Here is a 24,468-nt window from a genome sequence, read left to right as displayed (position 1 = left end):
GCACGGGAGTGTTCATGAATAACGATCAAGATTATCTGCAACGCGCGGTGGAACTGGCGCGCATCAACGTTGCCGAGGGGGGACGGCCTTTTGGCGCAGTACTGGTCAAGGCCGGCCAAGTGATTGTTGAGGCGGTTAACGAAATTCATCTCAACCAGGACCCTACCGCCCACGCGGAACTGCTGACCATCCGCCGTGCCAGCCAGCATTTGGGCTCGCGTCTGGACGGGTGCGTGATCTATGCCAGTGGTCAGCCGTGCCCGATGTGCCTTGCGGCCATGTACCTGTGCGGCGTCAGCCGTGCCGTGTATGGCGCAGCAAACGAACTGGGTGAAGCGTTTGGTTTGTCTACGGCGGCGATCTACCAGCAACTGGCGTTGCCCTTGAGCGAGCAGCGCCTCAACGTGCAACATCTGCCGCAGCCCGCAATGGTTGAGGTCTATGAAAACTGGCAGGCGCGCCCTGCCGCTCACTAAAACCCGTCTGCGCAGCCTGGCAAGTTGGGCCCTGATCATCGCATTGGGGCTTAACTTGCGGCCGATTTTGAGTTCCATCAGCCCATTGTTGATGCAGATTCGTGGCGACACCGGCATGAGCTTTCAAAGCAGCGCCTGGCTTACCAGCCTGCCGGTGATTTGCATGGGGCTGGTGGCCTTGCTCGGGGTGCGCATAGAAGCCCGTTTGGGCGAGCGACGGGGCGTGGCGTTGGGTCTGCTGATGATTCTAGGCGCGTGCTTATGGCGCCTGCTGGGGCATCAGGCTGAAGTGTTGCTTATCACGGCCTTGCTGGGCGGCGCCGGTGTAGCGCTGATTCAGGCATTGGTGCCGGCGCTGATCAAGCGCCAATTTCAGGGGCAAGTGGCGCTGGCTTTGGGGGTGTATTCGGCCTCATTGATGGGCGGTGGCGGCTTGGCGGCATTGCTCAGCCCGGTGGTGGCCGGGCATTTCAGCCAGTGGCAGGCCGGGCTCGGCGTGTGGTTGTTGCCCGCGCTGGCGGCATTGTTGATGTGGTGGCTTATGCCCTTTGCCGGGCTGACTGCGCGCACTCACGGCGCGTCTGCGCAGCCATGGCGCAAACGCAGGGCCTGGCTGTTGGCGCTGTACTTCGGGCTGGTTAATTGCGGTTACATGAGCATGGTTGCCTGGCTGCCGGCGTATTACTTGCAAATGGACTGGAGCGCGACCCAAAGCGGTTCGCTGCTGGCGTTCATGACCGTGTTTCAGGTGCTGGCCGCGTTGGTTATGCCTGCTCTGGCGCAGCGCAGTCGCGACAGACGCCCGTTTTTGGCCCTCAGCCTTGCTGCGCAGGCATTTGGGTTTTTCGGTCTGGTGATGTGGCCGCTTGAATCGCCGCATATCTGGGTGGCGTTGATCGGCTTTGGTCTGGGCGCTTGTTTTGCCCTCAGCCTGATCCTGACCCTCGATCATATCCGAGAACCTCGTGCAGCCGGGCAGTTGGCGGCGTTTGTGCAAGGGGTGGGATTTCTCATCAACGCCGTCTCGCCCTGGTTGACCGGCTGGTTGCGAGAGCTCACGGGCAGCTTTGTCAGCGCCTGGTGGGTGCTGATTGTCGGGGTTGTGGCGATGCTGCTGTTAACCCGTATTTTCAGCCCGGCGAGTTATCGGTACTCGTTTGCTGAACCGCAAGGCTCTGCGGCGCTGTCGACACATCCTTGAACGCTACATTCAGATCCAGTATCGACATAATGCGCTCAACCAGCGGTGAAACGTTGTGGGCATGCCAGCCCACATAGAGGCCAATGGCGGGGTTGCCTGATTCCGCCACCGGCAAAATGCGCCGAAACACCACGTTGTCCTGCGTAAACGAACGGGCAATGGAGGCTGGCACCAACGCCACACCGAAGCCACAGGCAACCAGGCCGATAACGGTGTGGAGTTGTGCTGCTTCCTGCACCACCTTCGGGTAAAAACCCGCGGCGTCGCATAGTGCAATCAGTTGTCGGTGATAACCGCTGCCCAGCACTTCGGGGGTGAAGACAAACGCTTCATCTGCGAAGTCACGCAGGTTGATGTCGGCGGCATGGGCTTTGGCGTGATCGGCGGGTAAGGCCATGACGATTGCCTCTTCAAACAGCAAGCGCGACTGCAAATTGGGCGTGTCAAAAGGCAGTTTACGCATAAAGGCGATGTCCGCTTCAGCGTGCGAGATCGCTTGGGCCTGGCTGGCTGAGGGCATCTCCTTGAGGGTCAACTGAACGTTGGGGAAGGTGTCGCGAAACGCTCGCAGTGTATTGAGCAGCGGCGTGTAGTGGGCGATGGACACGGTGGTGACCGTGAGTTTGCCAGCGATGCCTTTTGCCACCAAGCGCGCATGCTCGGCACCGGATTCCAGCGTGTTGAGGGTGCTGTAGGCCGTGTCCAGAAAGGCGCTGCCCGCAGGCGTCAGTCGCACTTCGCGTTTGCTGCGTGTCAGCAGGCTGATCCCCAGTTTGTCTTCCAGGCGGTTTATCGCCTGACTGAGTGCAGGCTGGGCCATGTGCAGGCGCTTGGCGGCGTTGTGGAAGTGCAATTCTTCGGCAACGGCAATGAACTGCTTGAGCAGACGGGTCTCGATCATGGTGTCCGTTCCTTCCTTTGAACTGTGATAGGCGCAGCGTATCAACTTCGCGCTTGAACAGTATTAAACAAGCCTGAAAGGCAGGGTTAAGGTGAGGGCAGTCATCAAGAGGAGTCAACTGTGGACTTTGCAGGCAAAACCGCAATTGTAACGGGCGCTGGTCAAGGTTTGGGTCTGAGCTACGCCCGCGAACTGGCAAGGTTGGGTGCCAATGTGGTGATCAGTGATATTGGCGCGGATACGCTGGGCGAAGGTGCCGATGCCTCGATTGCCCACGAGGCGGCACGTGCGCTTGAGGCCGAAGGTTACAGCGTGCTGGGTCACCACACCGACCTTGCCAGCGAGCGCGGGTGCGAGCAATTGGTCGCGGCGGCGGTCGACGCGTTTGGGCAACTGGATATCGTGATTCACAACGCGGGTTGGGTCGGTTATCAGCGGATAGAAGAGGTGGAGCCGGCTTTTATCGAACGGGCACTGGATATCAATGTCTACGCGCCGGTCTGGTTGTGTAAACATGCCTGGCAACACCTGCGGCAATCGCCAGCCGCGCGGGTGGTCCTGACCACGTCGGACCGGGCCATGTACCAGCCCTATGCACAGCCGGGGCTGGTGGCTTACGCGGCAGGCAAAATGGCGCAACTGGGCATCATGAATGCCCTGAGCATGGAGGGAATGGCCGACGGGATTTTGGTTAACGCTGTATCGCCGGTGGCAAAAACCAGAATGTGGGGCGTGACCGAAGCACCGGTCAACCTCAAGCCGGAATGGGTCACACCCGGCGTGGTGTTTCTGGCTTCGCAGCAGTGCCGCGACACCGGCTACATCGTACGGGCCAGCAATGGTCAGTTCACCGCCACTCGTTTCGTTGAAAACCCTGGCGTCGACTATCCCGTCGACCTGGCGCGTATAAAAGCCAGCAGTGCCGAGCAGGTGGCGCAGTTGTGGGAACAGATCAAAGAATGTTGATTAGTGTAGGAGCGAGCTTGTCTCACGATCTTTTGATCTTATGTTTTGTTCAACAGATCAAAAGATCGCGAGGCAAGCTCGCTCCTACAGGCTGGATGGTTGGTGTTACAGCTTCCACTCCAGGCCCAAGCTGACGGTTCTTGGCTCGCCCCAGAACACGCCGTTATAGAAGCCGACGTTGTCGTAGTACTTCTGGTCCAGTACGTTTTTGACGTTCAACGTTGCCGAGACGTGGGTATCAATCTCGTAGCGTGCCATCAGGTCGAGGAGGGTATAGGACTTCTGGGTAATGTTTTCCTTGAAGGTGTTCGGATTGCCTTTTGCATCTGTCGTCCCGTCGGGGCGACGCGCGGCACGGTAGATGTCGCTCTGCCAGTTAACGGCAGCTCCCACGGTCATCGCGCTCCATTCACCCGGGAGTTTGTAGGTAGTCGATACCTTGACCAGGTTCAACGGTGAGGCCGTATTGATGCGTTTGCCGTCGGCGTTAAGCGAGTGGGTATAGGTGTAGCCCGCCATCATGTTCCAGCCGCGCATCACTTCACCGGCCAGCTCAACTTCAAAACCTTTGATTTTGTTGCCCTTGCCACCGGATTTGTAATATTCCTCACCATTCGGGCCACGCGGCACGGAGTCGTCGATTTCTGGCACGTTGTCCTGTTTGCTCCAGAACACCGCGCTCGTCAGGTTCAAACGTTCCTCCAGGAAGCTACCTTTGAGCCCCACCTCATAGACGCTGCCGACCACCGGCTTGAGGTACGAGCCGCTGACATCTTTATCGGTAGAAGGCTTGAAAATGTCGGTGTAGCTGACATAGGCCGTTAACTCTTCAGTGAAGTCGTTCAGCAAGCCGGCATAGGGGGTGATCATGTCGTTGTGGGTCTGCACGGCTTTTTGGTAGCTGACACCGCCAGGTGCCTTATCGTCGAATTCGCGGTCAACGTTTGAGCTTTTCCAGCTGCCGTAACGTGTGCCGAGCACGGCGTGCCACTGATCGGTGAGTTTAAAGCGCGTGGCCAGGTAGCCGGACTTCTGTTTGACGGTGCTGTGGTTGCTGTCGATACCGCTGTCAAGGTCGCGGTATTTCGGGATGGCGCCCATATCACGCCAGTCAGGCACCCTATCGTAGCCCTCAGGGTTTAAATCAATAAAGAGCGGCGAGGTGTTGTCGTACTTGGCTTCGCCGTAACCGACCATCAATTCATGCTCACGCCCCAGCAGGGCGTAAGTGCCCGACAGGTTAACGTCGATCGCGCTCATGGTTTCGTCACCGGCAAAGTGGCTGCTATAGGCCGACATGCCGGTGCCATCTGCGTTCGGGAAGCCGCCACCGGCGTAATACACCTTGCCTTCGGAATCGCTGGAACGGTGGGTATAAGCGGCTTTCAGGCGCCAGTTATCGAATAACTGCTGGTCGAGGGTGGCGAAGGCGGTTTTGTCCTTCTTCGGCCAGGAGCTCCAGGGCGTCGCATAATTGGTCGAACGCCCCAGGTTGGCCTTTTCGCCAGTACCGGTCCAATAGGGCGTTGTGCCCCAGGAGGAGCCGCGAACCTGCTTGTCCTGATAGTCGTAACCGACGGCTACGGTGGTGTCGTCGGTGAGGTCGGCCTCGAGAATTCCGTAGGCCACTTCACGCTTTAGCGCGTAATTATCGAGAAACGACTTGCTGTCTCGGTAGGCCAGTACGGTACGGCCGCGCAAACGCCCGTCGAACCCCAGCGGCCCCCCCACATCGACGTAACTGTAGTAGTTGTCATAACTGCCGCCGCTGACCCCGGCCGTGGCCGCCAGTTCGTGGGTCGGGCGTTTGCGGATCATGTTGATGGTGCCTGACGGATCGCCTGCGCCGGTGGTCAGGCCGGTGGCGCCGCGGACCACTTCAATGCGGTCATAGATGATGGTGTCGGCGTCAGTCTTCATGTAGCTGAAGGTGTTGAGCATTCCATCAATCTGGAAGTTATTGATGGTATAGCCGCGTGACGAATAGCTGACCCGGTCCGAGTCGTTGTGTTGCACCACCACGCCGGTGGTATGACGCATTGCTTCAGTGAGGGTATTGAGGTTGAAGTCATTCATTTCCTGACGGGTAACCACCGAGATCGACTGTGGCGTTTCGCGAATGCTCAAGTTGAGTTTGGTCGCGGTGTTGGTCGAGCCGGTGGTATATGAGCCGGTGTCTTCAGTCGTGGAGCCCAGTCCTTGGGCGCTGATGCGGGTGCTTGCGAGTTCCATGCCGGAAGGTTTTGTCTCAGCTTCATCCAGGGCCTCATTGTCGGCCAATAAATGCGAACTGCTGATAAGGCCGAGGGCTAACGTGACGGAACGGGTGAGGGGAGCACGCATTGCAACGGATTCCTTGTCAGGTTTTTGAAGTTGTTAGTGCTTCAAACGAATGACAAAGGAGATAGTTAGGGCATTTTCAGTGTGTTGGCTAAATAGAGACTTTTCGCACAAGCACCCTGTAGGAAGAAGGCTACGTGCAACCCGTCAATCAACAACAGTGCACATACGTTCACGGTTTATACTGGCCGCCTTCGCACATCTTCAAATCAAACAAACCGAGATTCTTAATGAGCCGTTCTCTGTCTATCGCACCGGAGCGCAAGTCGTTTGCGCCGCTGGTGGCTTTTATCTTGCTGTTGCTGGGCGCAGCGTTCCTGCAAAACACGGTGGGTTCACGCCAAGTGTTATTGCTGGTGGTGGGCGCTGCACTGGGTTTAACGCTGTATCACGCGGCTTTTGGCTTTACCTCGGCCTGGCGGGTGTTTATCAATGACCGGCGCGGTGCCGGCTTGCGCGCGCAAATGATCATGCTGTCGGTGGCCGTACTGCTGTTTTTCCCGGCACTGGGCTCCGGCACGCTGTTCGGTCAGCCCGTGGTCGGGCTGGTCGCGCCAGTGGGTGTATCTGTAGTGTTCGGTGCGTTTATTTTCGGCATCGGCATGCAGTTGGGGGGCGGCTGCGCCTCCGGTACCTTGTTCACAGTCGGCGGTGGTAATGCGCGAATGCTGGTGACACTGTTCTTTTTCATCTGTGGCTCGGTCATCGCCACCCATCACGCCGACTGGTGGTTTGCCCTGCCTTCGCTGCCGGCCACCTCCATCGTCAAGAGTTTGGGGGTAGTGCCAGCGCTGCTGTTGAGCCTGGCCATTTTCGGGGTGGTTGCGGCGGTTACCGTGCGTCTCGAAAAAGCCCGTCATGGGCATCTTGAAGCGGGTGTGACCAGCGAACACCAAGGGCTGCGCCGCTTTCTGCGCGGGCCATGGCCATTGGTCTGGGGCGCGATTGGCCTGGCCTTGCTCAATTACGCCACGCTGGCTTTGGCCGGTCGCCCGTGGGGCATTACCTCAGCGTTCGCTCTGTGGGGCGCCAAGGCGGTGAGCGGGTTGGGCATGGATGTCAGCAGTTGGGGCTTCTGGCAAGTGCCGAGCAATGCCAAGGCGCTGGCGGCACCGGTGTGGGAAGACATCACCAGCGTCATGGACATTGGCATCATCCTCGGCGCGCTGCTGGCTGCGGGGCTGGCCGGTCGCTTTGCTCCTAGCCTGAAAATTCCCGCTCGCTCGCTTTTCGCGGCGGTGATCGGTGGTTTGCTGCTCGGCTATGGCTCGCGCCTGGCCTACGGCTGCAACATCGGTGCGTACTTCAGCGGCATTGCCTCAGGCAGTCTGCATGGCTGGGTGTGGCTGGTAGCGGCTTTTCTGGGCAACAGTGTGGGCGTGCGGCTACGGCCGTTTTTCTTCGTCGGCGAGCGTCCGCAGGTGGCGTTGAGCGGTTGCTGAGGCCTTAATTGCCATCAGAGGCTTTTGTCGCACAGTGTGTGGGTTTCATGGATTGTGCGGCAAAGGCTGCTCATTAATTCCGCGTTCGCGGTTGCGGATTTTCCATTGACTTAATAGCCACCCACCCTGGCCAGTAAAGAACTCTGTGCTGGTGGTGCAGTGGCTGATTCTTGCCAGCCTGAAGTGCCGAAAATCGCTGCGCAGTTCACACCACGCCGCGAGGATCCGAAAACCGTCAAAGTAGCCGATGGATACGGGTCGTATCAGGCGTTGACTAAGCGTTTGACTAGCATCTGTGTAGTCAATTATTACTTTTTGCTCATGCCGGATGGCATCGCGCAGCGTTTGGGCGGTGTTCCCGTCATCGTCATCTGACAGGCCGGGGCCAGCAAACAAGGCCGTATTGTCGAACTGTTCGACCCTCTTATGTTCAAGCACTGCGCGGATCTTGCTTTCAACATCAGCCGCCGCGTGCGACAACCCGGAGTCGGTTCTGCGGCTGACCCACCGCAAGCCTAACAGCAGAGCCTCCAGTTCCGTTTCGGTAAACATTAGCGGGGGTAGGGTGAAGCCGGGCTTGAGCACATAGCCGATGCCGGGCTCGCCGCGGATATCGGCCCCTTGACTCTGCAGCGCAGTGATATCGCGGTAAATCGTGCGCAGGCTGACACCGGTTTCGTGAGCGAGCACATGACCGCTGACAGGGTAGCGATGTCGACGGAGTATTTGCAGTAGAAGTAACAAGCGTTCTGAACGTGCCATGCCGGGCATGCTGACATGATTTGTCAGCATCGTCGAATAACCTGCGCGCTCTTACCTCACAAGGGCAATGCGATGAACCATCCCAACCTTCTGATCCTCTATGTGGCCGATACGGCGCGTAGTCGTGCTTTTTACGAACAGCTCCTGGAAAAAGCCCCTACGAGTAATATCCCTTCATTCGTTTCCTTTGAGCTAGCTAACCAGCTACATCTCGGGCTGTGGTCAGAGCAGGCGCCGAACTTCAATAGCGCTGGCACAGGACAGCGTATGGAAGTCGGTTATCTGGTTGAAACCGAGGTCTTGGTTGAAGCCACCTATCAACGCTGGCAAGTACTTGGTATCACCATTGAACAACCGCTGGCGCGTACAGTATTCGGCCTGACCTTCGTAGCACTGGACCCGGACGGGCATCGCTTGCGTGTGTGCATGCCAGATTGAACGCGAAGCCGTAACGGGTCAAACCGTGGCCGCGCGGTGTGATTTCAAGCACACCCACATCGCGGCAATGATGGGCACCAGCAGGCTCCACAGCCCGATGGCCAGGTAAAGCAGGGCGGCGCTCAAGCAACCCGCCGTGAAGCCAGTCAGGTTCACGGTGATGGGCGCCATGCGAGTCCGCACACGGGCTCGCTCCAGGGCGTCGCGCTCTGTTAGCAGGGTGAAAAAGTCGATCGCCAATTGGGTAACATTGCCCGTCATCAAGGTGGTCGGTGGCGCGGCTTTCAGATGTTGACGCGACAGTGTGTTTTGTATGGCCATGGCTGCCACGCCGACCATTCCGGTGGTAAGTGCCATGGCTGAATCCGGGTCGCTGAAGGGCCCAAACCACACGGCCAGGCCTCCAAACGCCGACAGCAACAGCACATAAGCTGCCAGCAAAATATGCAGTGAAGCCAGGTTTCTGCGGTGTAGCGCGCACGCGGCGAGGTGAGTCAGGCCGACGACAAGGGCAAACACCGGCAATGCCATCAGCTTGCCGATAATGCCGGACGTGCCTTGAACAATGCTGACCCCCAAGGTGACAAAGTTTCCGGTGACGTGAGCAGTAAAAAGCCCTTGCAGAGCAATGAACCCCACGGTGTCTACGAATCCACCGTTAAAGCTGAGAGCGGGGGCTATTTGGAGAGAAATGTCCTGCATAGGGGGGTGACTTCACTTGGTTAAGGGGAAGCCAGCTTAGCAATCGTGCGCAGGGCCTCCCGGCCAACAGCTTCTGCAAAACGGACAGAAACTTTGTTTTAAAGGCCCGCGCTCTTGTAGCAGTTGACGAGCCTTGCGAGGCTACGTCCGGCTACGCAGCAACCGTAAAGCCTCGCGACGGCGCGGCGTAGAAGATCACGGCCCCTCCTGCGGGGGAGGCGTGTCCAGACAGAACCGGTCAGGCCGACACGCTGCGAGGGCATCGCTCAACTTGGCATCGAGAATTTCTTCACTCACCAGGCGGCCGACTATGGCCGCCAGTGCAACGCCGGGGTGCAGGGTGCACACATACACACCGCTGGCATTGGGCAAATACCCGATGATGGGCAGGCGATCGATCGATATTGGCCTGAAACCTACACACGCCAACTCCGGCTCTGATAAAACCACGCCTTCAAGTTCGCTTTCGATGGCCTTGGTCGTCCGCTGCGCCACGGCGGACGGCTGGTTCTCGACGCTGTCGTCCAGATAATCTTCTGCCGCCAGCAACGTTCCATCCGCAGCTTGTCTGACTTCCATCGCTGAGTTGGAAATGATTGTCTGCACCAGACCAGGCTGCGCCGGGTAGCGGATAAAAATGCAAGGTGAAGCTTGCACAGGGAGGGGGCAGTTGAGCATCCGAGTCAGCTCGGCAATACCGGTCCCGGCTGCCAATACCACGGTATCAGCCACTAATGTGCCGTTTGAGGTCTCAATCGCTGTCACTGTGCCGTGCAGGGTTTTAAAGCCCAGCACACGGGTTTGCGTGAGCACTTTTGCCCCGTTCGCCTGAGCGCCTGCGATCAGTGTGTGGGTGGCTGCGACAGCGTCCAGTGCGCCTTCTTGCGCCACATACACCGCCTGTTGTGGTGGCTGCTTGAGGTTCGGTTCAAGGGCGAGAATCTGTGATCGGCTCAGCAACTGAGCGTGAGCAGGCGACCCTTCACTCAGCCCCTCGCCATACGACAAAGCGCCCGTCCAGCGTATGTTCAGCGCTGGCAGTTGCGCTTCAAGGCGGTGGTATTCCTTGATGGCTTCGCGGCGCAGTTGGGCTATCGGGTCCGGTTTGCCGTGCGTAGTGTTGATCCAGGCGAACGAGGTTGCGGTTACCCCTGACGCAATCTCGGCCGCTTCAACGACAGTGACCTTCGCCCCTTTGTCAGCCAGGTGGAACGCCAACGAGGCGCCGACGATACCGGCACCGATGACCACAATATGCTTGTCAGGCGTTAACGCCATAAGGTCTTCCTTGTCTCGGCTTTGATCCATTGACGTTACGGATGTTGCGGCCAATGATCGCTAATGTCATGCCACGTGGCCTTTGACGCCACACAGATATGCTTTTGTTTAGCGCCGGTGACGGCTGTGTCGAGGGTACCCATGGCGATTGAAATCCAGTCGGCGTAGGGCCCTTTTGAAGTTGACCAAAACATTGATGAACCGCACTCGCCGCAGAACTGACGCAAGACCGACTTTGAAGACTCAAATGACTTGAGGCTTTCAGCACCGCGGGTCAAATCAAGGTCGTTACGCAGCACATTAAAAAAGCTGGCAAAGGCGGCCCCGTGGCCTTTGCGGCATTGGCTGCAATGACAGTGTGACACCACCTTGGGCGGCGTAGATGTTTGATAGTGGACAGCGCCGCACAGGCAACTGCCGAGCAAGAGGTTATCCATTGGCGCACATTTCCAGACGAGGAGAGCGCCACTCTAAACGCGGGCGGGCGCGCATCTCAATGGTTACTGCGCCGCACGCCGTCATAATTCAGCCACTTCAGCGCCGTAAGATGGCTGGCCTCTGACTGTGACGCAAGGAAAGCCTGTGGCTCTCACCCGTAAAATCTCGCCGTACGATCCTCAATGGCCGTTGCAGTTTTCAACTGAAAAACAGCGCGTGGCCCAGGCCTTTGATGCCGAGTTGATTGACATTCATCACGTCGGAAGTACCGCTGTACCCGAGATTTACGCCAAACCGGAAATCGACATGTTGGTCGTTGTGTCACAACACCTCAACGAAGAGGTCCGCAGCGAGTTCTTGCACACATTGGGCTACGTGCGGGGCAGTGATCTTTCTGCGGGGCATCACTTCTACCGTCGCGATGTCGACGGGGTGCGCACCCATAAAATCCACGTCTGCGCAGCGGGGCATGTGCAGATAGACCGCATGCTGCGCTTTCGCGACCTGTTGCGAGAAAACGACACCATCCGCCAGCAATATCAGGACATAAAGCTACAGTTGGAGGCCAACAATCGCGGAGGGATTGGCGAATACCTCTCGCATAAAGCGCCTTATATAGATGCCTGGCTTGAGCCGTATCTGGATGAATAAGGCTAGCTTCAGGCGTGTATGGGGTGTCGGTTTTAGTCGTACCGCCCTGAGTGGCGTTTAGGGTGCGAGCAAGCTTACCAACTCAGTTGTCAGGGCAGCAGCCTCTTGTCGATACCCGGCAGCCCAGCTGTTTGACCAATCATCAGGCCGTCCCTGATCATCCCATTCTGCCAGTGCAAGCCCGTTCAAGATTTCCAGTTCAAACCAGACGCGTTGCCAGGCATCGCCGTCCTCGACCAACGCAGTGTTTTGCCACAAGAATTCGGTTTGCGCGACAAAAGACGACCATGCGAACAGGTCCTTCGATGCCCGCTCGGCCACGCTGCGCCAGCGCTTAGTGATTGTCATCAATAACGACCTCAGAAAGTGGGTACACACGGTTTACCGCTGGTTTTTGCAAGCGCCTGCCTTAGTGCATCAACCCGTTTTCAGGCTGTGGAAGCGAACTATCCGACCATCGTGTCAAATGTGAGTTCTATTGCGCAGACTTGCCGGCCTCTACTGTGTGCATGAATATGGCCCGCAATTATCCCGTTATGAGCTTTCACATGACACAAACGCCTTTATACCTTTTCGCGAATGTACGCCACCCCTGTGAGGGGCGACCTAATGTGACGGCTATTGTGTTATTTGGTCTCACTGTTGAAGGGGAAGACTCGCCTGTCTATATGGAGATTCGTTTCATCGATTACCTGGCCCGGCAGATAGACGGTGATCACCTTATGTTCTCATTGGATCATGCCCTCATGTCTGCACGAAATGACTACGGCATCCTGGAAACTGATTGGCGCGCGATGAGCACAGAAGAAATTGACCGTATTGACTGGTAAAGCCTTGAGTGCGGCACGGGTGCCATTGACAAAAAAGCCCGCCAGACAAGAGCTGGCGGGCCATGTGCAGGTAACAATCACCCAAGTGCTATTTCTGGGTGATGCTGTCCGGCAAGGCATACGCAATGATGTTAAAAGAAAGCCACGAAAGAACAGTGTTGGATAATTGCCATTGGGTGAATGTTTTAATGCTCAAGGCTTTTCGCAAGTCATTGCCAAACATCTGGCCTCAGATTTGCCCGTCAGTGATATCTGATGCCCGGACAATCTGAAGCCAGCGTCAACTTGAAACGTAGAGTTTCAAGTGCACAGACCCGTAGTTAAGCTGTTTTTTACAATTGATTAGCCGTGGTCCTGTCCACCAAACGCAAACTGTTACGCCCCCCGCGTTTGGAGGCGTAGAGCGCGGCGTCACCCAGTTCGATTAACTGGCTGAGGCTGGCAGGTGGGCGGTCGAAGAGTTCGGCGCCGATACTCAAGGTCACCGCTTGCGGGGTGGCGAAGGTTTGTGAAGTGGCGAGGTAAAACGGCTCGCGCAGGGCGCTGGCCAGCGCTTCAATGCGCTCGCTTGAGGCGTTGCTCAGCAGAATCACGAATTCATCGCCGCCCAGCCGGGCTGCCAGTGCGTCTTTGGGCAGTACCGCACGAATCATTTCGCTCAGGGAGATCAACAGCCGGTCGCCTGCCGTATGGCCAAACAGGTCGTTGATCAGCTTGAAGTTGTCGATGTCGATCAGCAGCAAGGCTCCAGGTCGTTCGGCTGAGACGCCGTTCAGCAAGGGCGGCGCGCGCATTTCGAGGGCTCGGCGGTTGTACAGGGCGGTCAATGGATCGCGGGCGGCGAGGCGGGCGATCTGTTTTTCGCGCCGGTAGCGTTCGGTTCCGGTCATCGACAAGGCAATCAGCATGATTGCCATTGCGCCTTCTACCAGCGAGATCTGAATGATCTCGCCGCGAAACGCGGCCAGGTCAATAAACTCGCCCGGAAGCACTGCAATCAGCGCTTTGATGAGATAAAACACCCCGTGGATCAGCAGTACATAGCGCAACTGCACGGCGCCCACGCTCAACGACTTGCCGTGGGGGCGCAACAACCAGCTGGCCTTGAGTGCCAGGAGCGCGACCAACAGCGAATTGACCAGCAACATGACTCAGGACCATGACGGCTCATTCGGAATGAGCAACAGTACGGGCCAGATCGCAAAAATAAGGTACCAACTGCGCGACAAACGCACTTGCGTGAAGCGCGCAACACCCAGCAGAAACAACCAGTGGGCCACCACCAGCAACCCGTTGGCAAACCAGATACCGATGAGCAGCAGTCCGATACTGCGTAACAGCGCCAGGGATGAGCCTATGGCGATGGTGGCAAAACCTGCACTCCACAACAGCAGCGAGGATTCTCGGACGCTGCGCCATTCAATGGCTAGATAGAGTGCGGCGGCAGCGGCCAGCGCGATGGTCAGGGTCAATAAAGTGAGAGGGTCGAGCGCCATGAATTGACCGGCTTGCCTTAAGTGCGGAGGTGCTGGCAATTGTATGCGTATTTAGTGAGTTGCGTGGAGGGTAGGGAGAACTTCTCCCCAGTGGGAGCGGGCTTGCTCGCGATGCAGGCAATTCGGTGTATCAGTTACACCTTGTCGGCCACATCGCGAGCAAGCCCGCTCCCACAACAATGCTACCCGTGCGGGGTCCTCCTGCCGATCTGAACGATCTTTTGAGCATCTGTTAACTGCGCACAGCCCGCCGAGCCATAACCAGCGCCAACACTGGTGCCACGGTAAACAGCCCGAACAACCACAGTGCCGCATTGGCGATGCCGGCATTGCCCGTCGCGTCATTAATGCCCGCCACGTTGGAAATCACCCCGGCCAATGCTGCGCCCATGGCCATGGCGAATAATTGCAACGTGGTGATCGAGGCTGCCGCGGTGTCTTTGTCTTTTTCCGACGCCACCTGCAAGATGCGCGTCAGCAGGTGCGGCCAGCCCAGGCCGATGCCAAACCCCACCAGGAACAGCCCGAGACAGATCGGCGCCAGTTGCATCCATTCACCCTGGCCCGCCAAGGGCGTGGTGATTGCCAGCATTACCAGGCCAATCACGATAAACAGCGGCCCCGCAAGGATGGCGCGCTGTGGGCCTCGACCTGTCCAGCCGGAGCTGAGGATTTCCGAGACGGTCCAGCCCGCCGCCATTAACGCCGTCATGTAGCCGGCAGCCAACGGCGACTGACCATGCAAGTGCTGCAGAAAATACGGCATGAAAATTTCGCTGCTCATCCCGATCACCAGCAGGCAAGTGGTCGCGTAGAGTGCGCAAAGCGGGGTACTGAACCTGAACGCGTCTTTAGGTAGCAGGCGTACCGAGGCGCTGGATTCGTAACGGATCAGCATGAATACCAGTACTGCGCAGACGGCGATACCCAGCACGTTCCAGCTTGGCAGCGACGAGACACTGCCTGCACACACCGCCAGCACGGCAGCGGCCAGCAGCACCAGTTGCACAACCGACAGGCGCGTAGACGCAACGGCTTCACTGTCGCGGGGCGGCAAGGCGCGGTGAGTCAAGGCGATATAGGCAAGGCTCACCGGGACCATGACACCAAAGGCCATGCGCCAGGCATCCATTTCGGCAAATACACCCCCCACCGCAGGCCCGACCAACGTCGCGACACCCCACATACCTGACACCAGTGCCATGGCACGCGGCCACAGACGCTCTTCAAACACCAGTTGAATCATCGAGTAACACAAGGCCAGCAGCACGCCACCGCCCAGCCCTTGAATCAAGCGCCCCGCCAGCATCACCGGCATGCTCGGCGCCAATGCGCAGATCAGCACGCCGATCATAAATATCAAGGTGGCGATGGTATACGCCAGGCGAGGGCCGGTGTGCTGGAGCAATTTGGAGGTCAGTGCAGAGCCCAGGATAGAGGCCACCACGTACAGCGTGGTGCTCCAGGCATAGAGTTCCAACCCGCCGATTTCGGCGACCACCGACGGCAAAATCGTCGTGGCGATATAGGTGTTGGTGGCATAAAGCGCGATGCCACCCGAGAGGGCAATGGAGCGGGTGGCGTTCTTGCCGAGGAGTAATTCTCCCCAACTGCTGTCTTGGGCTTGCATGGATGTTTCCTTGTGCGGCGACTGCCTGTGAACGCTCGGCGAATTGCATGAAACGTGGGGTTGGGTTAATTTTCCAAGCAATTGCTTTGAATATTGCTGTGGGGCTCTTTATTTTGTCAAGAAATGACTTGGAATATTCGGCGTCGTCATCTCCGGCGGATCGCCTTTTACATCTACTCAAAACACGCGGGCCACAACTGGCCAGTGATGCGGGCGAGTATTTGGGCACCACCGGGGAGGCGGCGCGACAACAATTGGTCAAGCTGGCGGCCAGCGGTTTGGCAGAGGCCAAGGCAGAGGTGCGCGGTGTCGGGCGCCCAACGCAGGTCTGGCACTTGACCGCAGCGGGGCATGCGCGTTTTCCGGACACGCATTCAGAACTGACGGTGCAGCTGTTGCAGACCGTGCGAGAAACCTTTGGTGAAGACGCGATAGAGCGTTTGATTGATGTCCGTGAGCGTCAGACCCAGGCGCTGTATGAGCGCGAAATGCAAGGTGTGGTGGGCCTTAAAGCGCGGGTAGAGCGATTGGCACAGTTACGCAGCCGCGAAGGCTACATGGCCCAATGCAGCGAGCAACCGGATGGCGCCCTGATACTGGTGGAAAACCACTGCCCGATCTGTGCAGCCGCCACGGCATGCCAGGGGTTTTGCCGGGCAGAACTGCAGGTGTTCGAGCAGGTGCTACAGGCGAAAGTCGAGCGCGTGGAGCACATCCAGCTGGGCGCAAGGCGTTGTGCTTATCGCATTGCTCCAAGGTAATCAGTTCATGAAATGTTACATTTTTAGCGCTTGACGCTTTACCTGATAATTGATCTCAAATAGTATTCAGGCGCATTTGCACTTACGGATCCCTATTTTGAAATCAATTCTGCCTGTCTCAGCCCTGCTGGCCGCCGCATGGGCTGCAGCGCCTGCTGCCCACGCCGACGCGTTAACCCTGCCCAAAACTGAAGTTCAGGCCAGTGCCGAAAGCGACATATCGCCGGGCGACTACCAGCAGCCTGTCGACAGCAGTACTACGCGAATGGGACTGACGGCCAAGGAAACTCCGCAGGGTGTGACTACGTTGTCACGCGAGCAGTTGAATGATTTCAACCTCAATAGCGTCAAGGATGCATTGCGCAGCGCCCCCTCGGTGACTGTCGAGCAATATGAAACAGACCGCACCAACTTCACCTCTCGCGGTTTCGACATCAGTAACTTTGAGTACGACGGCATGGGTGCGCCGTTTAGCGCGGGCTTGCTCAACGGCGATCTGGACATGGCAGAGTACCAGCAGGTCGATATTCTGCATGGCGCCAACGGGTTGATGAGCGGCACGGGCAACCCTTCGGCCACGGTCAACTTTATTCGCAAACGCCCGACGGCCACACCCCAGGCCCAATTGAAAGTGTCGGCCGGTTCATGGGACACCCGTCGGGTCGATGTTGACGTGTCTGGCCCGCTGAACGACGCAGGTAACGTGCGCGGTCGCTTTATCTATGCCAACGAAACCGGCAATTCCTATCTTGATCGTTATTCACGTGAGAAGAACGTCCTCAGCGGTATGCTGGCTTTCGACTTGAGTGACGCAGATACGCTCACGCTGGGCGTTTCTGACAACAAGAGCAATTCTAACGGCAGCAGTTGGGGTGGCCTGCCTCTGGTCGATGCTGAAGGCAATCTGATCCATTACAGCCGCCGTGGCTCAAGCGTCGGTCAGGACTGGACCTATTGGGACGTGCACACGCTGCGTACCTTTGCCGAGTTGACCCACGATTTCGGTAATGGCTGGAAGAGCGCGTTAAACGTCACCGCAGTGGATCAGCGGCAGTCGGCCAATATGTATTACCTGATGGCCAACGATGATCAGCAGCCCTGGCTGGCCGATCCGAGCCATACCAATGTCAACGAAAGACAACTGCTTGGCGAGGCGCAACTGAGCGGTCCGTTCAGTCTGGGCGGTCGCGAACATGAGTTGACAGTCGGCATGAACTACGGGCGCTCGCGCCACCATGAGCGCGGCTACTACAACAGCATTGACGAGATGATGCCGGCCGATCTGGACCAGACCCTGGGTGGCCACGTCCCGCGTCCTGAGCTGTCATACACCGACAACGATACAAAAATGGCCAGCTTCACCGATCGACAAAAAAGCGTGTACGCCGGTGCTCGTTTCAACCTCACCGACCAACTGCACTGGATCGCCGGTGCGCGCATGCTCAGCGTCGACAGTGAAGGCACCGATTATGGCTCGCCGCGTGACGTGCGCATTCACGGCAAAGTGACGCCGTACACCGGGTTGGTCTACGACCTCAACGCTCAATACTCGGTCTACGCCAGTTACACCAAAATCTTCAATCCGCAATACGTGGTGGACTCCGCGGGCAAGGTACTTGAGCCGCTTGAAGGTAAAAGCTATGAAGTCGGGGTCAAGGGCAGCGTGCTGGAGCAGAAGCTCGATGTCTCGGCTGCCGTGTTCAAGACCGACCAACGTAACGTTGCTGAAGCGACGGGCGAGATGATCGGCGCACAATCGGTTTACCAGAGCGAAGACTATAAAAGCCGCGGCGTAGAGCTCGAAGCCAGCGGTCAATTGGCGACCGGGTTACAGGTGCTGGGGGGTTACACCTATGTGCATATCGAAGATCCCGACGGCGACAAAGCGCGCCAATACGTCCCGGCGCACACCGTGCGTGGCAGCCTGACTTACCAACTGCCCGGTTTACCGCAGGCCAAGGTTGGCACCCGGGTCGCGTGGCAAAGTGCGATCCAGGTCGACGGCGACAGCCGCATTCGCCAGAACGCTTATGCTTTGGTCGATCTGATGGCCAGTTACGACATCGACAAACACTGGAGTACCGCGCTCAATCTCAACAACGTGGCCAACCGCAAATACCTGATGAGCCTGTACAGCGGTGGTTCCGGCTTCTACGGCGCATCGCGCAACGTGACGGCGTCGTTGAGTTATAACTTCTAACTTCAAACTGACTGACTTTTGCTCCTCCTCAGGGCAAGGTTCACGCCTGTCTGACGGATGGGCTCAAGCCCAGTGCGCCGGGTCATCGACGATGGCCTGGTGTTCTTGCAGCACCTTCGGGATTTCGTTTTTCAAGAACTCGACCCACGTTTTAACCTTCGCATCCAGAAAGCGGCGCGAAGGGTAGAGCGCATAGATGCTTTTCTCATGCAGGCGGTAATGCGGCAGCAGGCGAACCAATGAGCCGCTGAGGTAGGACGCCATGCTCACGTAGTCCGGCATCAGGCAAACACCCAGGCCCGCTTCGGCAGCTTTGGCCATGGCCTCGGCCACGTTGACCCGAAACACTTCACCCGGACGAATCGAACGCTCACCCTGTTCATCACGGAACGTCCAGCTGTCGGTGAACAAAGGGTCGACAAGGTGCAGGCAACGATGCTCGCTCAGTTGTTCCGGGGTTTGCGGGATGCCATGTTTTTCCAGGTAGGAAGGGGCGGCACTGAGCACGCTGTAAATACGCCCCAACTCCTGGCCCACCAGCTCGGAGTCAGGCAGATGAGCTGACAAGGTAATGACCACGTCGTGGCCTTCTTCAAACAGGTCGGGCTGGCGTTGCGACAGGGTCAAGTCGACATTCACCTGCGGGTAAAGCTCGGCGTACCTGGCGACCAAGGGGGCCAGCAACTGAATCCCGATGCCTGTGGTGGATTGCACGCGCAAATGGCCACGGGGTATCAGGTGCGCCCCTCCGGCTTCAGCATTGGCGTCTTCAATTTCTCCGAGAATCAGCCGGCAACGTTCCAGATAGCGCATGCCGACTTCGGTCAGGGCCAGGCGACGGGTGCTGCGCTGCAACAAGCGTGCTTGTAGTGAAGATTCAAGTTCAGACAGCAAACGAGAGGTTTGCGCGGTTGAATAGCCCAGCGCCTGAGCCGCTGCGGTAAAACTGCCTGTCTCGACTACGCGCACGAACACTCGCATCGCCTGAAAAATATCCATGCTTCTTGTAACCCCACACGTAGGCGTGCTTTTTGGTGATGGCAATCATTACACAGAGCGCTGAAAGATGCCGTGTTGGCGTGCTCACCGGTTTTAGATGACAAATCATTGTGCGCTGTAGGAATATTCTTTTTTGCCGTAAAAAAATTCTCTTATAAAACAAAAGGCTATGAGGCTCTGCCACAAAAAGTGCGCAGCCCGTGGTTTCGCGTTACTTGATTTTGTCATCGTATGTGCTTGATTCTTATGGATTGGGATCTTTTCGTACAAGAATCTGTCAGACGTTTATTCTGTTTTTGCTCAGCTCTTTCATGCCTCAATCAAAGAGGTCAGCTGAACAAGATGTACTACTCACAAGGCGCCTATTTTTGAAAAACACCGAGCATCCGCGGCCTAAAGCCTCTAGCCCCGAAATTGACCTGGTCGACCTGTTTTCTTTTTTTTGGCAGCAAAAGAAATTTATTGCGACTACTTCAGCAATCGCTGGCGCCATTGCACTAGGCTACGTCTTGGTTGTGCAGCCAATTTATCAGGCAAGCACCGTGCTGCGCCCCGCAGAGATTAATGAACTGGATGCTTTGAACCGTTCAGAGGTCTACAAGCTCCCACCAAATGAAGCGCTATTGAAAGTCGGTGCAGCGCTGGATTCCTATGAGACGCGCCTGAGCTTCTTCCGCAGCCATCAGGATTTGTTCAAGCCACTTGAAAAAGAGGGTATGACGCTTGAACAAAGCTTTGAGGTGTTTAACCGGGACTCGATCAACCTGACCCAAGTCGGCGTCAAAAACCCTGATGCCTTGAGCCCGTCTATCAAGCTGGAGCTGACCTATCCCCAATCGGTTCTGGGTGTCGATATCATCAATGGGTTTGTTGCTTACGCAATCGATAACCAGCGTGCGCAAATCAGCTCTGACCTCAAGACCATTATTAATAACCGGCAGAAAGAGCTGAGAGAGAAGATCAGCGCCGCGCGTTTGGGCTACCAGTCAGACAAAGAAGCCAAGATTGCCACGCTTGAAGAAGACGATGAGTTAAAGCGCGCTACCTTGAAGGACGAATTGCAGGCCCTGCGCCTGCAACTCAAGGCCATGCGTGAAGCGCGCATTGATCAACTGGATGAAGCCATCAGCATTGCCAGTACCTTGGGCATTTCCCGCCCGACCACGCCTTATGCAATGGGCGAGAGTGCTGCCGGCGGATCACGGGTGATTCGCACAGACATCACCTCCCTGGATACGCCGCTGTACTTTTTGGGCACTCAAGCACTGCAAGCTGAACGCGCCGTGTTGCTCAAGCGGACTTCCGACGACTTTACCGACAAAAGGGTTCTGGAGATCGACAAAAAGCTGAAGTTGCTGGAGGTCAATCGCGAGGTTGAGCAACTCGGCAAACGCGCGAATGAAGACGTCTACCTGAAAAATATCGAGCCCTTGCGTGCAGAGATCGTCCGCCTGGGTAATTTGAATACCGACATGAGTGCGTTGGGCCTGGTCAGTATTGACCGTAAGGCTCAGACGCCTGTCAGCGCGCTCAAGCCGAAAAAAGCCCTGACCATTGTGCTGGGCTTGTTCCTCGGTGGTCTGTTGGGCTTGGGTATTACTACGGTGCGTTACTTCAATGTCCGCCGCCGTGAAGAGCTCAAGCAATCAAGCTAAAACCGCAACAGATTTGATCTGCAGCCAGATGCTTTGCCCCGGCTGCAGGTCAAGCTGGTCACGGGAGTAGCGGGTAATACGGGCCAGCAGGGCGCTACCGGCGATGTCCAGACGCACCAGCACATGAGCCTGGTTGTCTGCTGCAGTTTCGCTGATGACAGTGGCTTGCAGGCTGTTGAGGATACTGCTGTGTTCGCTGCGATGGAGGCTCATGCTGATGTCGCGGGCCTGCACCTTTACCCGTAGGGCCTGACCCACCGCCAGTGGCGCATGGGCAACCCGCAAGCATTGAGTACTGTTCGGCAGTTGCAGGGTCAGCAATTGATACTGCGCATCGTATTCACACACCGTGCCTTCGATCACCACACCTGCGTCATCGCCCTGCGACAGCGGCAGATCAAGCCTGGCCAGAATGTCACCGATAGGCCCGCTGGCCAAAGCCTTGCCTTCACTCAATAGCACGATGTGGTCTGCCAGGCGCGCGACTTCATCCTGCGAGTGGCTGACATACAAAACTGGTATATCCAGCTCGGCATGCAGGCGCTCAAGGTAGGGCAGGATCTCGGCCTTGCGCTGGCTGTCGAGTGCGGCGAGCGGCTCGTCCATCAGCAACAGTTTGGGGCTGGTCAACAAGGCGCGGGCAATACCGACCCGCTGACGCTCGCCACCCGACAAGTGATTGGGGGCACGTTCCAGCAGATGAGTGATGCCCAGCAGGTCGGCCGCGTGGGCCAGTTCTACCCGCCGTTCTTGACGCGGGATGCGGCGCAGGCCGAATTCAAGGTTGGCGCGCACCGAGAGGTGCGGGAACAGGCTGGCTTCTTGAAAGATATACCCCAGTGACCGTTTATGAACCGGGACAAACAGCTTGTTGTGGCTGTCCTGCCAGACTTCGTCATTGATCTGCACGAAGGCATGTTCAGCACGCTCCAGACCGGCGATACAGCGCAGGCAGGTGGTCTTGCCAGACCCCGAGTGACCAAACAAAGCCGTCACCCCTTTACCGGGCAATTGCACGTCCAGGTCCAGCGAAAAACCGGAATAGCTGAGCTGCAGCCGAACAGTGATGTGTGAACTCATGTTCAACTCCAGGTGCTTTGAGATTTGCGGCTTGAGTACAGCGCCAACAGCACCAGAAATGAGAACACCACCATGGCGCCTGCCAGCCAGTGCGCCTGGGCATATTCCAGTGCTTCAACGTGGTCGTAGATTTGCACGGAAACCACGCGGGTTTTTTCCGGGATATTGCCGCCAATCATCAGCACCACGCCAAACTCACCGACCGTGTGGGCAAAGCCCAGAATTGCTGCAGTGATAAAGCCGGGGCGTGCGAGCGGTAGCACCACGGTAAAAAAACAATCCCAAGGATTGGCCCGCAACGTGGCGGCAACTTCCAGAGGTCTGGAACCGATGGCGGTGAACGCGTTCTGCAAAGGCTGAACGACAAAGGGCATTGAATAAATCACTGAGCCGATCACCAGCCCGGCAAAACTGAAGGTCAGCGTTCCCAACCCCATGGCCTGGGTGAGCTGCCCGACATAGCCATGCGGGCCCATCGCCAGTAACAGATAAAAACCGATGACGGTGGGCGGCAGCACCAGCGGCAAGGCCACGATAGCGCCAATCGGTCCGCGCAGCCGTGATCGGGTATGCGCGAGCCACAGGGCGATCGGAGTGCCGACCAGTAGCAGAATGACTGTGGTCAGTGACGCCAGCTTCAGGGTCAGCCATATGGCCGCAAAGTCAGCACTCGAGAGTGGCATTTACAGCTGATAACCGTAGGATTTGATAATGGCCGCCGCTTTAGGGCCTTTCAGGTATTCAGCCAGGGCTTTGGCAGCGGGATTATTCTCACCCTTCTTCAGGATCACCGCGTCCTGTTTGATCGGATCGTGCAAGGCTTCTGGCACCAGCCAGGCGGAACCTTCGCTGACTTTGCCGTCTTTATAGATCTGCGACAGGGCGACAAAACCCAACTCGGCATTGCCCGTCGAGACGAATTGATAGGCCTGGGTGATGTTCTGGCCTTCAACAATCTTGCCTTTGACCGCGTCAGTCAGCCCCAGTTTTGCCAGCACTTGCGTAGCCGCGAGGCCGTAAGGGGCCGCTTTAGGGTTGGCGATAGACAGGTGTTTGAACTGGTTTTGCTTCAGCACTTCGTCAGTGCCATTGATGTAGCCGTCTTTGGCTGACCACAGTGCCAGCGTGCCGATGGCGTAAGTGAAACGTGAGCCCGGGACGATATCGCCTTCTTTTTCGAGTTTTTCTGGCGTGCTGTCATCGGCTGCCAGAAAGACTTCAAACGGGGCGCCATTTTTGATCTGGGTGTAGAACTGACCTGTGGCGCCATACGCAGCGATCACTTTGTGCCCGGTGTCTTTTTCAAAGTCTTTGGCGATGGCCTGAATCGGCGCGGTGAAGTTGGCCGCGACGGCTACCTGAACGTCATCGGCCTGCGCTGAAGTAAACGCAAAACATCCGATCAGTGCCGCAAGCGCGGAGGGGGCAAAGTGTCGAGCGCGAAGATTCATGGCGTAACTCCATTCCTTTAGAAGCGTGAGCTGCCCGAATTGTTGGGTTGGTTTTGGTCGGGCTAGAGGAAGATAGACGGTATATAAAAAAATATATAGCCCTGTGCTATGCCTCAGCCTGCCTTGCGCAGGGTGATATTGATGCGCTGCTCGCCCAACTCTGGATGGTTGCCCGGTTTTATCGGCAGTACGCCATGGAAACGCAAGCGATCGACGCCGCCCCACACCACCACATCGCCATGAAACAGAGAGATCCTCTGCGCCGGGTCACTGCGCTGAAAACCGCCAAATTGGAAGACCGCAGGCAGGCCCAGAGAAATCGAGACGATGGGGGCATCGTAACAACGTTCGTTTTTGTCCTGATGCAGGGACATTTTTGCGCCGGGACTGTAGGTATTAATCAGCCCTGCATCAGGTACAAAACCTGCAAAACCAGCCGCGCTCGCGGCGCCAGCAGCGATGTCGAAAAAGGCCTCTGGCATGTGCGGCCAGGGCGTCGCGCTGACTGGATCAACAGGGCTGTAGCGGTAGCCGTGGCCGTCCGAGGTCCAGCCCAAATCACCGCAACTGCTTAAACGGGCCGACATGGTAAAACCGCCGGGGGTTTGCATGTGCCTGAAGGGCGATTGCTGCAACACGGCCTCAAGAGCGCTTAACAGTGCCTCGACCCACGGCAGGGCGAACCCGCGAAGCACAAACGCCTGCGCACCGATGCGTTCGATCCGGGCAGGCTGCTGCAGGTCTTCTTCGCCAAACAGGTCGAGCGTCATC

At 57.3% G+C, this 24,468-nt stretch carries 23 protein-coding genes and 1 pseudogene; 10 read left to right on the top strand and 14 right to left on the bottom strand.

Annotation, left to right across the window (positions count from 1 at the left end; translation table 11 throughout):
• Window positions 1–14 precede the first annotated feature (14 nt).
• Complete coding sequence (locus GHO25_RS01865; RefSeq protein WP_153389718.1) at window positions 15–476, top strand: nucleoside deaminase; 462 nt, start codon at window positions 15–17, stop codon at window positions 474–476.
• Window positions 442–1,677, top strand: a complete 1,236-nt coding sequence (locus tag GHO25_RS01860; protein WP_153389717.1) for a CynX/NimT family MFS transporter — start codon at window positions 442–444, stop codon at window positions 1,675–1,677. Before GHO25_RS01865 ends, GHO25_RS01860 begins: the two co-directional genes overlap by 35 nt.
• Here GHO25_RS01860 and GHO25_RS01855 read toward each other — a convergent pair.
• On the bottom strand, window positions 1,607–2,578 hold the full coding sequence (locus GHO25_RS01855; protein WP_153389716.1) for a LysR family transcriptional regulator: 972 nt from the start codon (window positions 2,576–2,578) through the stop codon (window positions 1,607–1,609). The two genes, GHO25_RS01860 and GHO25_RS01855, sit on opposite strands and share 71 nt — an antisense overlap.
• A 120-nt stretch (window positions 2,579–2,698) precedes the next feature.
• Between GHO25_RS01855 and GHO25_RS01850 the strand changes: the two genes are divergently transcribed.
• On the top strand, window positions 2,699–3,544 hold the full coding sequence (locus tag GHO25_RS01850; protein ID WP_178109941.1) for an SDR family oxidoreductase: 846 nt from the start codon (window positions 2,699–2,701) through the stop codon (window positions 3,542–3,544).
• Between the two features lie 105 nt (window positions 3,545–3,649).
• Here the strand turns inward: GHO25_RS01850 and GHO25_RS01845 are convergent, their stop codons facing one another.
• On the bottom strand, window positions 3,650–5,887 hold the full coding sequence (locus GHO25_RS01845) for a TonB-dependent siderophore receptor (protein WP_153389715.1): 2,238 nt from the start codon (window positions 5,885–5,887) through the stop codon (window positions 3,650–3,652).
• 227 nt (window positions 5,888–6,114) lie between these two features.
• Between GHO25_RS01845 and GHO25_RS01840 the strand changes: the two genes are divergently transcribed.
• Window positions 6,115–7,326 (top strand): YeeE/YedE family protein, encoded by a 1,212-nt coding sequence (locus GHO25_RS01840; protein WP_153389714.1) that lies wholly within the window; start codon window positions 6,115–6,117, stop codon window positions 7,324–7,326.
• Window positions 7,327–7,371: 45 nt separating this feature from the next.
• Here GHO25_RS01840 and GHO25_RS01835 read toward each other — a convergent pair whose 3' ends face one another.
• Complete coding sequence (locus GHO25_RS01835; protein ID WP_218580250.1) at window positions 7,372–8,118, bottom strand: YafY family protein; 747 nt, start codon at window positions 8,116–8,118, stop codon at window positions 7,372–7,374.
• 42 nt (window positions 8,119–8,160) lie between these two features.
• Between GHO25_RS01835 and GHO25_RS01830 the strand changes: the two genes are divergently transcribed.
• Window positions 8,161–8,526: a VOC family protein gene (locus GHO25_RS01830; RefSeq protein WP_153389713.1), complete on the top strand. Its 366-nt coding sequence runs from the start codon at window positions 8,161–8,163 to the stop codon at window positions 8,524–8,526.
• A gap of 18 nt (window positions 8,527–8,544) precedes the next feature.
• On the opposite strand, the gene GHO25_RS01825 is transcribed toward GHO25_RS01830, so the two are convergent.
• From GHO25_RS01825 to GHO25_RS01815, 3 genes are all read right to left on the bottom strand, one after another.
• Entirely contained in the window at window positions 8,545–9,228 is a 684-nt protein-coding gene (locus tag GHO25_RS01825) for a YoaK family protein (RefSeq protein ID WP_153389712.1), read from the bottom strand.
• 195 nt (window positions 9,229–9,423) lie between these two features.
• Complete coding sequence (locus GHO25_RS01820; protein WP_153389711.1) at window positions 9,424–10,536, bottom strand: FAD-binding oxidoreductase; 1,113 nt, start codon at window positions 10,534–10,536, stop codon at window positions 9,424–9,426.
• A gap of 5 nt (window positions 10,537–10,541) precedes the next feature.
• Window positions 10,542–10,943 (bottom strand): GFA family protein, encoded by a 402-nt coding sequence (locus tag GHO25_RS01815; protein WP_153389710.1) that lies wholly within the window; start codon window positions 10,941–10,943, stop codon window positions 10,542–10,544.
• 145 nt (window positions 10,944–11,088) lie between these two features.
• Here GHO25_RS01815 and GHO25_RS01810 point away from each other — a divergent pair, with 145 nt between their 5' ends.
• Window positions 11,089–11,595 (top strand): GrpB family protein, encoded by a 507-nt coding sequence (locus GHO25_RS01810; protein WP_178109940.1) that lies wholly within the window; start codon window positions 11,089–11,091, stop codon window positions 11,593–11,595.
• A 57-nt stretch (window positions 11,596–11,652) separates the two neighbouring features.
• Here GHO25_RS01810 and GHO25_RS01805 read toward each other — a convergent pair whose 3' ends face one another.
• Complete coding sequence (locus GHO25_RS01805) at window positions 11,653–11,943, bottom strand: hypothetical protein (RefSeq protein ID WP_153389708.1); 291 nt, start codon at window positions 11,941–11,943, stop codon at window positions 11,653–11,655.
• A 200-nt stretch (window positions 11,944–12,143) separates the two neighbouring features.
• Between GHO25_RS01805 and GHO25_RS01800 the strand changes: the two genes are divergently transcribed.
• On the top strand, window positions 12,144–12,425 hold the full coding sequence (locus GHO25_RS01800; RefSeq protein ID WP_228392739.1) for a hypothetical protein: 282 nt from the start codon (window positions 12,144–12,146) through the stop codon (window positions 12,423–12,425).
• Window positions 12,426–12,757: 332 nt separating this feature from the next.
• On the opposite strand, the pseudogene GHO25_RS01795 reads toward GHO25_RS01800, so the two are convergent.
• Both GHO25_RS01795 and GHO25_RS01790 read right to left on the bottom strand, forming a co-directional pair.
• Window positions 12,758–13,921 (bottom strand): annotated as a pseudogene (locus GHO25_RS01795) (GGDEF domain-containing protein).
• Between the two features lie 232 nt (window positions 13,922–14,153).
• Window positions 14,154–15,551, bottom strand: a complete 1,398-nt coding sequence (locus tag GHO25_RS01790; protein WP_153389707.1) for an MFS transporter — start codon at window positions 15,549–15,551, stop codon at window positions 14,154–14,156.
• Between the two features lie 128 nt (window positions 15,552–15,679).
• Here GHO25_RS01790 and GHO25_RS01785 point away from each other — a divergent pair, with 128 nt between their 5' ends.
• Both GHO25_RS01785 and GHO25_RS01780 read left to right on the top strand, forming a co-directional pair.
• Complete coding sequence (locus GHO25_RS01785; RefSeq protein ID WP_218581057.1) at window positions 15,680–16,312, top strand: metalloregulator ArsR/SmtB family transcription factor; 633 nt, start codon at window positions 15,680–15,682, stop codon at window positions 16,310–16,312.
• 97 nt (window positions 16,313–16,409) lie between these two features.
• Complete coding sequence (locus GHO25_RS01780) at window positions 16,410–18,512, top strand: TonB-dependent siderophore receptor (protein WP_256677137.1); 2,103 nt, start codon at window positions 16,410–16,412, stop codon at window positions 18,510–18,512.
• A gap of 63 nt (window positions 18,513–18,575) precedes the next feature.
• Here GHO25_RS01780 and GHO25_RS01775 read toward each other — a convergent pair whose 3' ends face one another.
• Window positions 18,576–19,511 (bottom strand): LysR family transcriptional regulator, encoded by a 936-nt coding sequence (locus GHO25_RS01775; protein ID WP_048389839.1) that lies wholly within the window; start codon window positions 19,509–19,511, stop codon window positions 18,576–18,578.
• Window positions 19,512–19,822: 311 nt separating this feature from the next.
• Here GHO25_RS01775 and GHO25_RS01770 point away from each other — a divergent pair, with 311 nt between their 5' ends.
• Entirely contained in the window at window positions 19,823–21,166 is a 1,344-nt protein-coding gene (locus tag GHO25_RS01770) for a Wzz/FepE/Etk N-terminal domain-containing protein (protein ID WP_153389706.1), read from the top strand.
• Here GHO25_RS01770 and modC read toward each other — a convergent pair.
• The 4 genes from modC to alkB all read right to left on the bottom strand — a co-directional run bounded on the left by modC (window position 21,158) and on the right by alkB (window position 24,467).
• Complete coding sequence (gene modC, locus GHO25_RS01765) at window positions 21,158–22,246, bottom strand: molybdenum ABC transporter ATP-binding protein (protein ID WP_153389705.1); 1,089 nt, start codon at window positions 22,244–22,246, stop codon at window positions 21,158–21,160. The genes GHO25_RS01770 and modC overlap by 9 nt on opposite strands.
• Window positions 22,247–22,248: 2 nt before the next feature.
• Window positions 22,249–22,929, bottom strand: a complete 681-nt coding sequence (gene modB / locus GHO25_RS01760) for a molybdate ABC transporter permease subunit (protein ID WP_153389704.1) — start codon at window positions 22,927–22,929, stop codon at window positions 22,249–22,251.
• Entirely contained in the window at window positions 22,930–23,697 is a 768-nt protein-coding gene (modA, locus tag GHO25_RS01755) for a molybdate ABC transporter substrate-binding protein (protein WP_153389703.1), read from the bottom strand.
• 113 nt (window positions 23,698–23,810) lie between these two features.
• The gene (gene alkB / locus GHO25_RS01750) at window positions 23,811–24,467 is read right to left on the bottom strand and encodes a DNA oxidative demethylase AlkB (RefSeq protein ID WP_048373383.1); all 657 of its coding nucleotides are present in this window, start codon (window positions 24,465–24,467) and stop codon (window positions 23,811–23,813) included.
• Window position 24,468: the final 1 nt, after the last annotated feature.

It is taken from the genome of Pseudomonas sp. FSL R10-1350 (assembly GCF_009600525.1).
Classification (GTDB): Bacteria; Pseudomonadota; Gammaproteobacteria; order Pseudomonadales; family Pseudomonadaceae; genus Aquipseudomonas; species Aquipseudomonas helleri.
The sequence above is the reverse complement of the archived record's forward strand: the minus strand, read 5'-3'. Positions and strand labels throughout refer to the sequence as shown.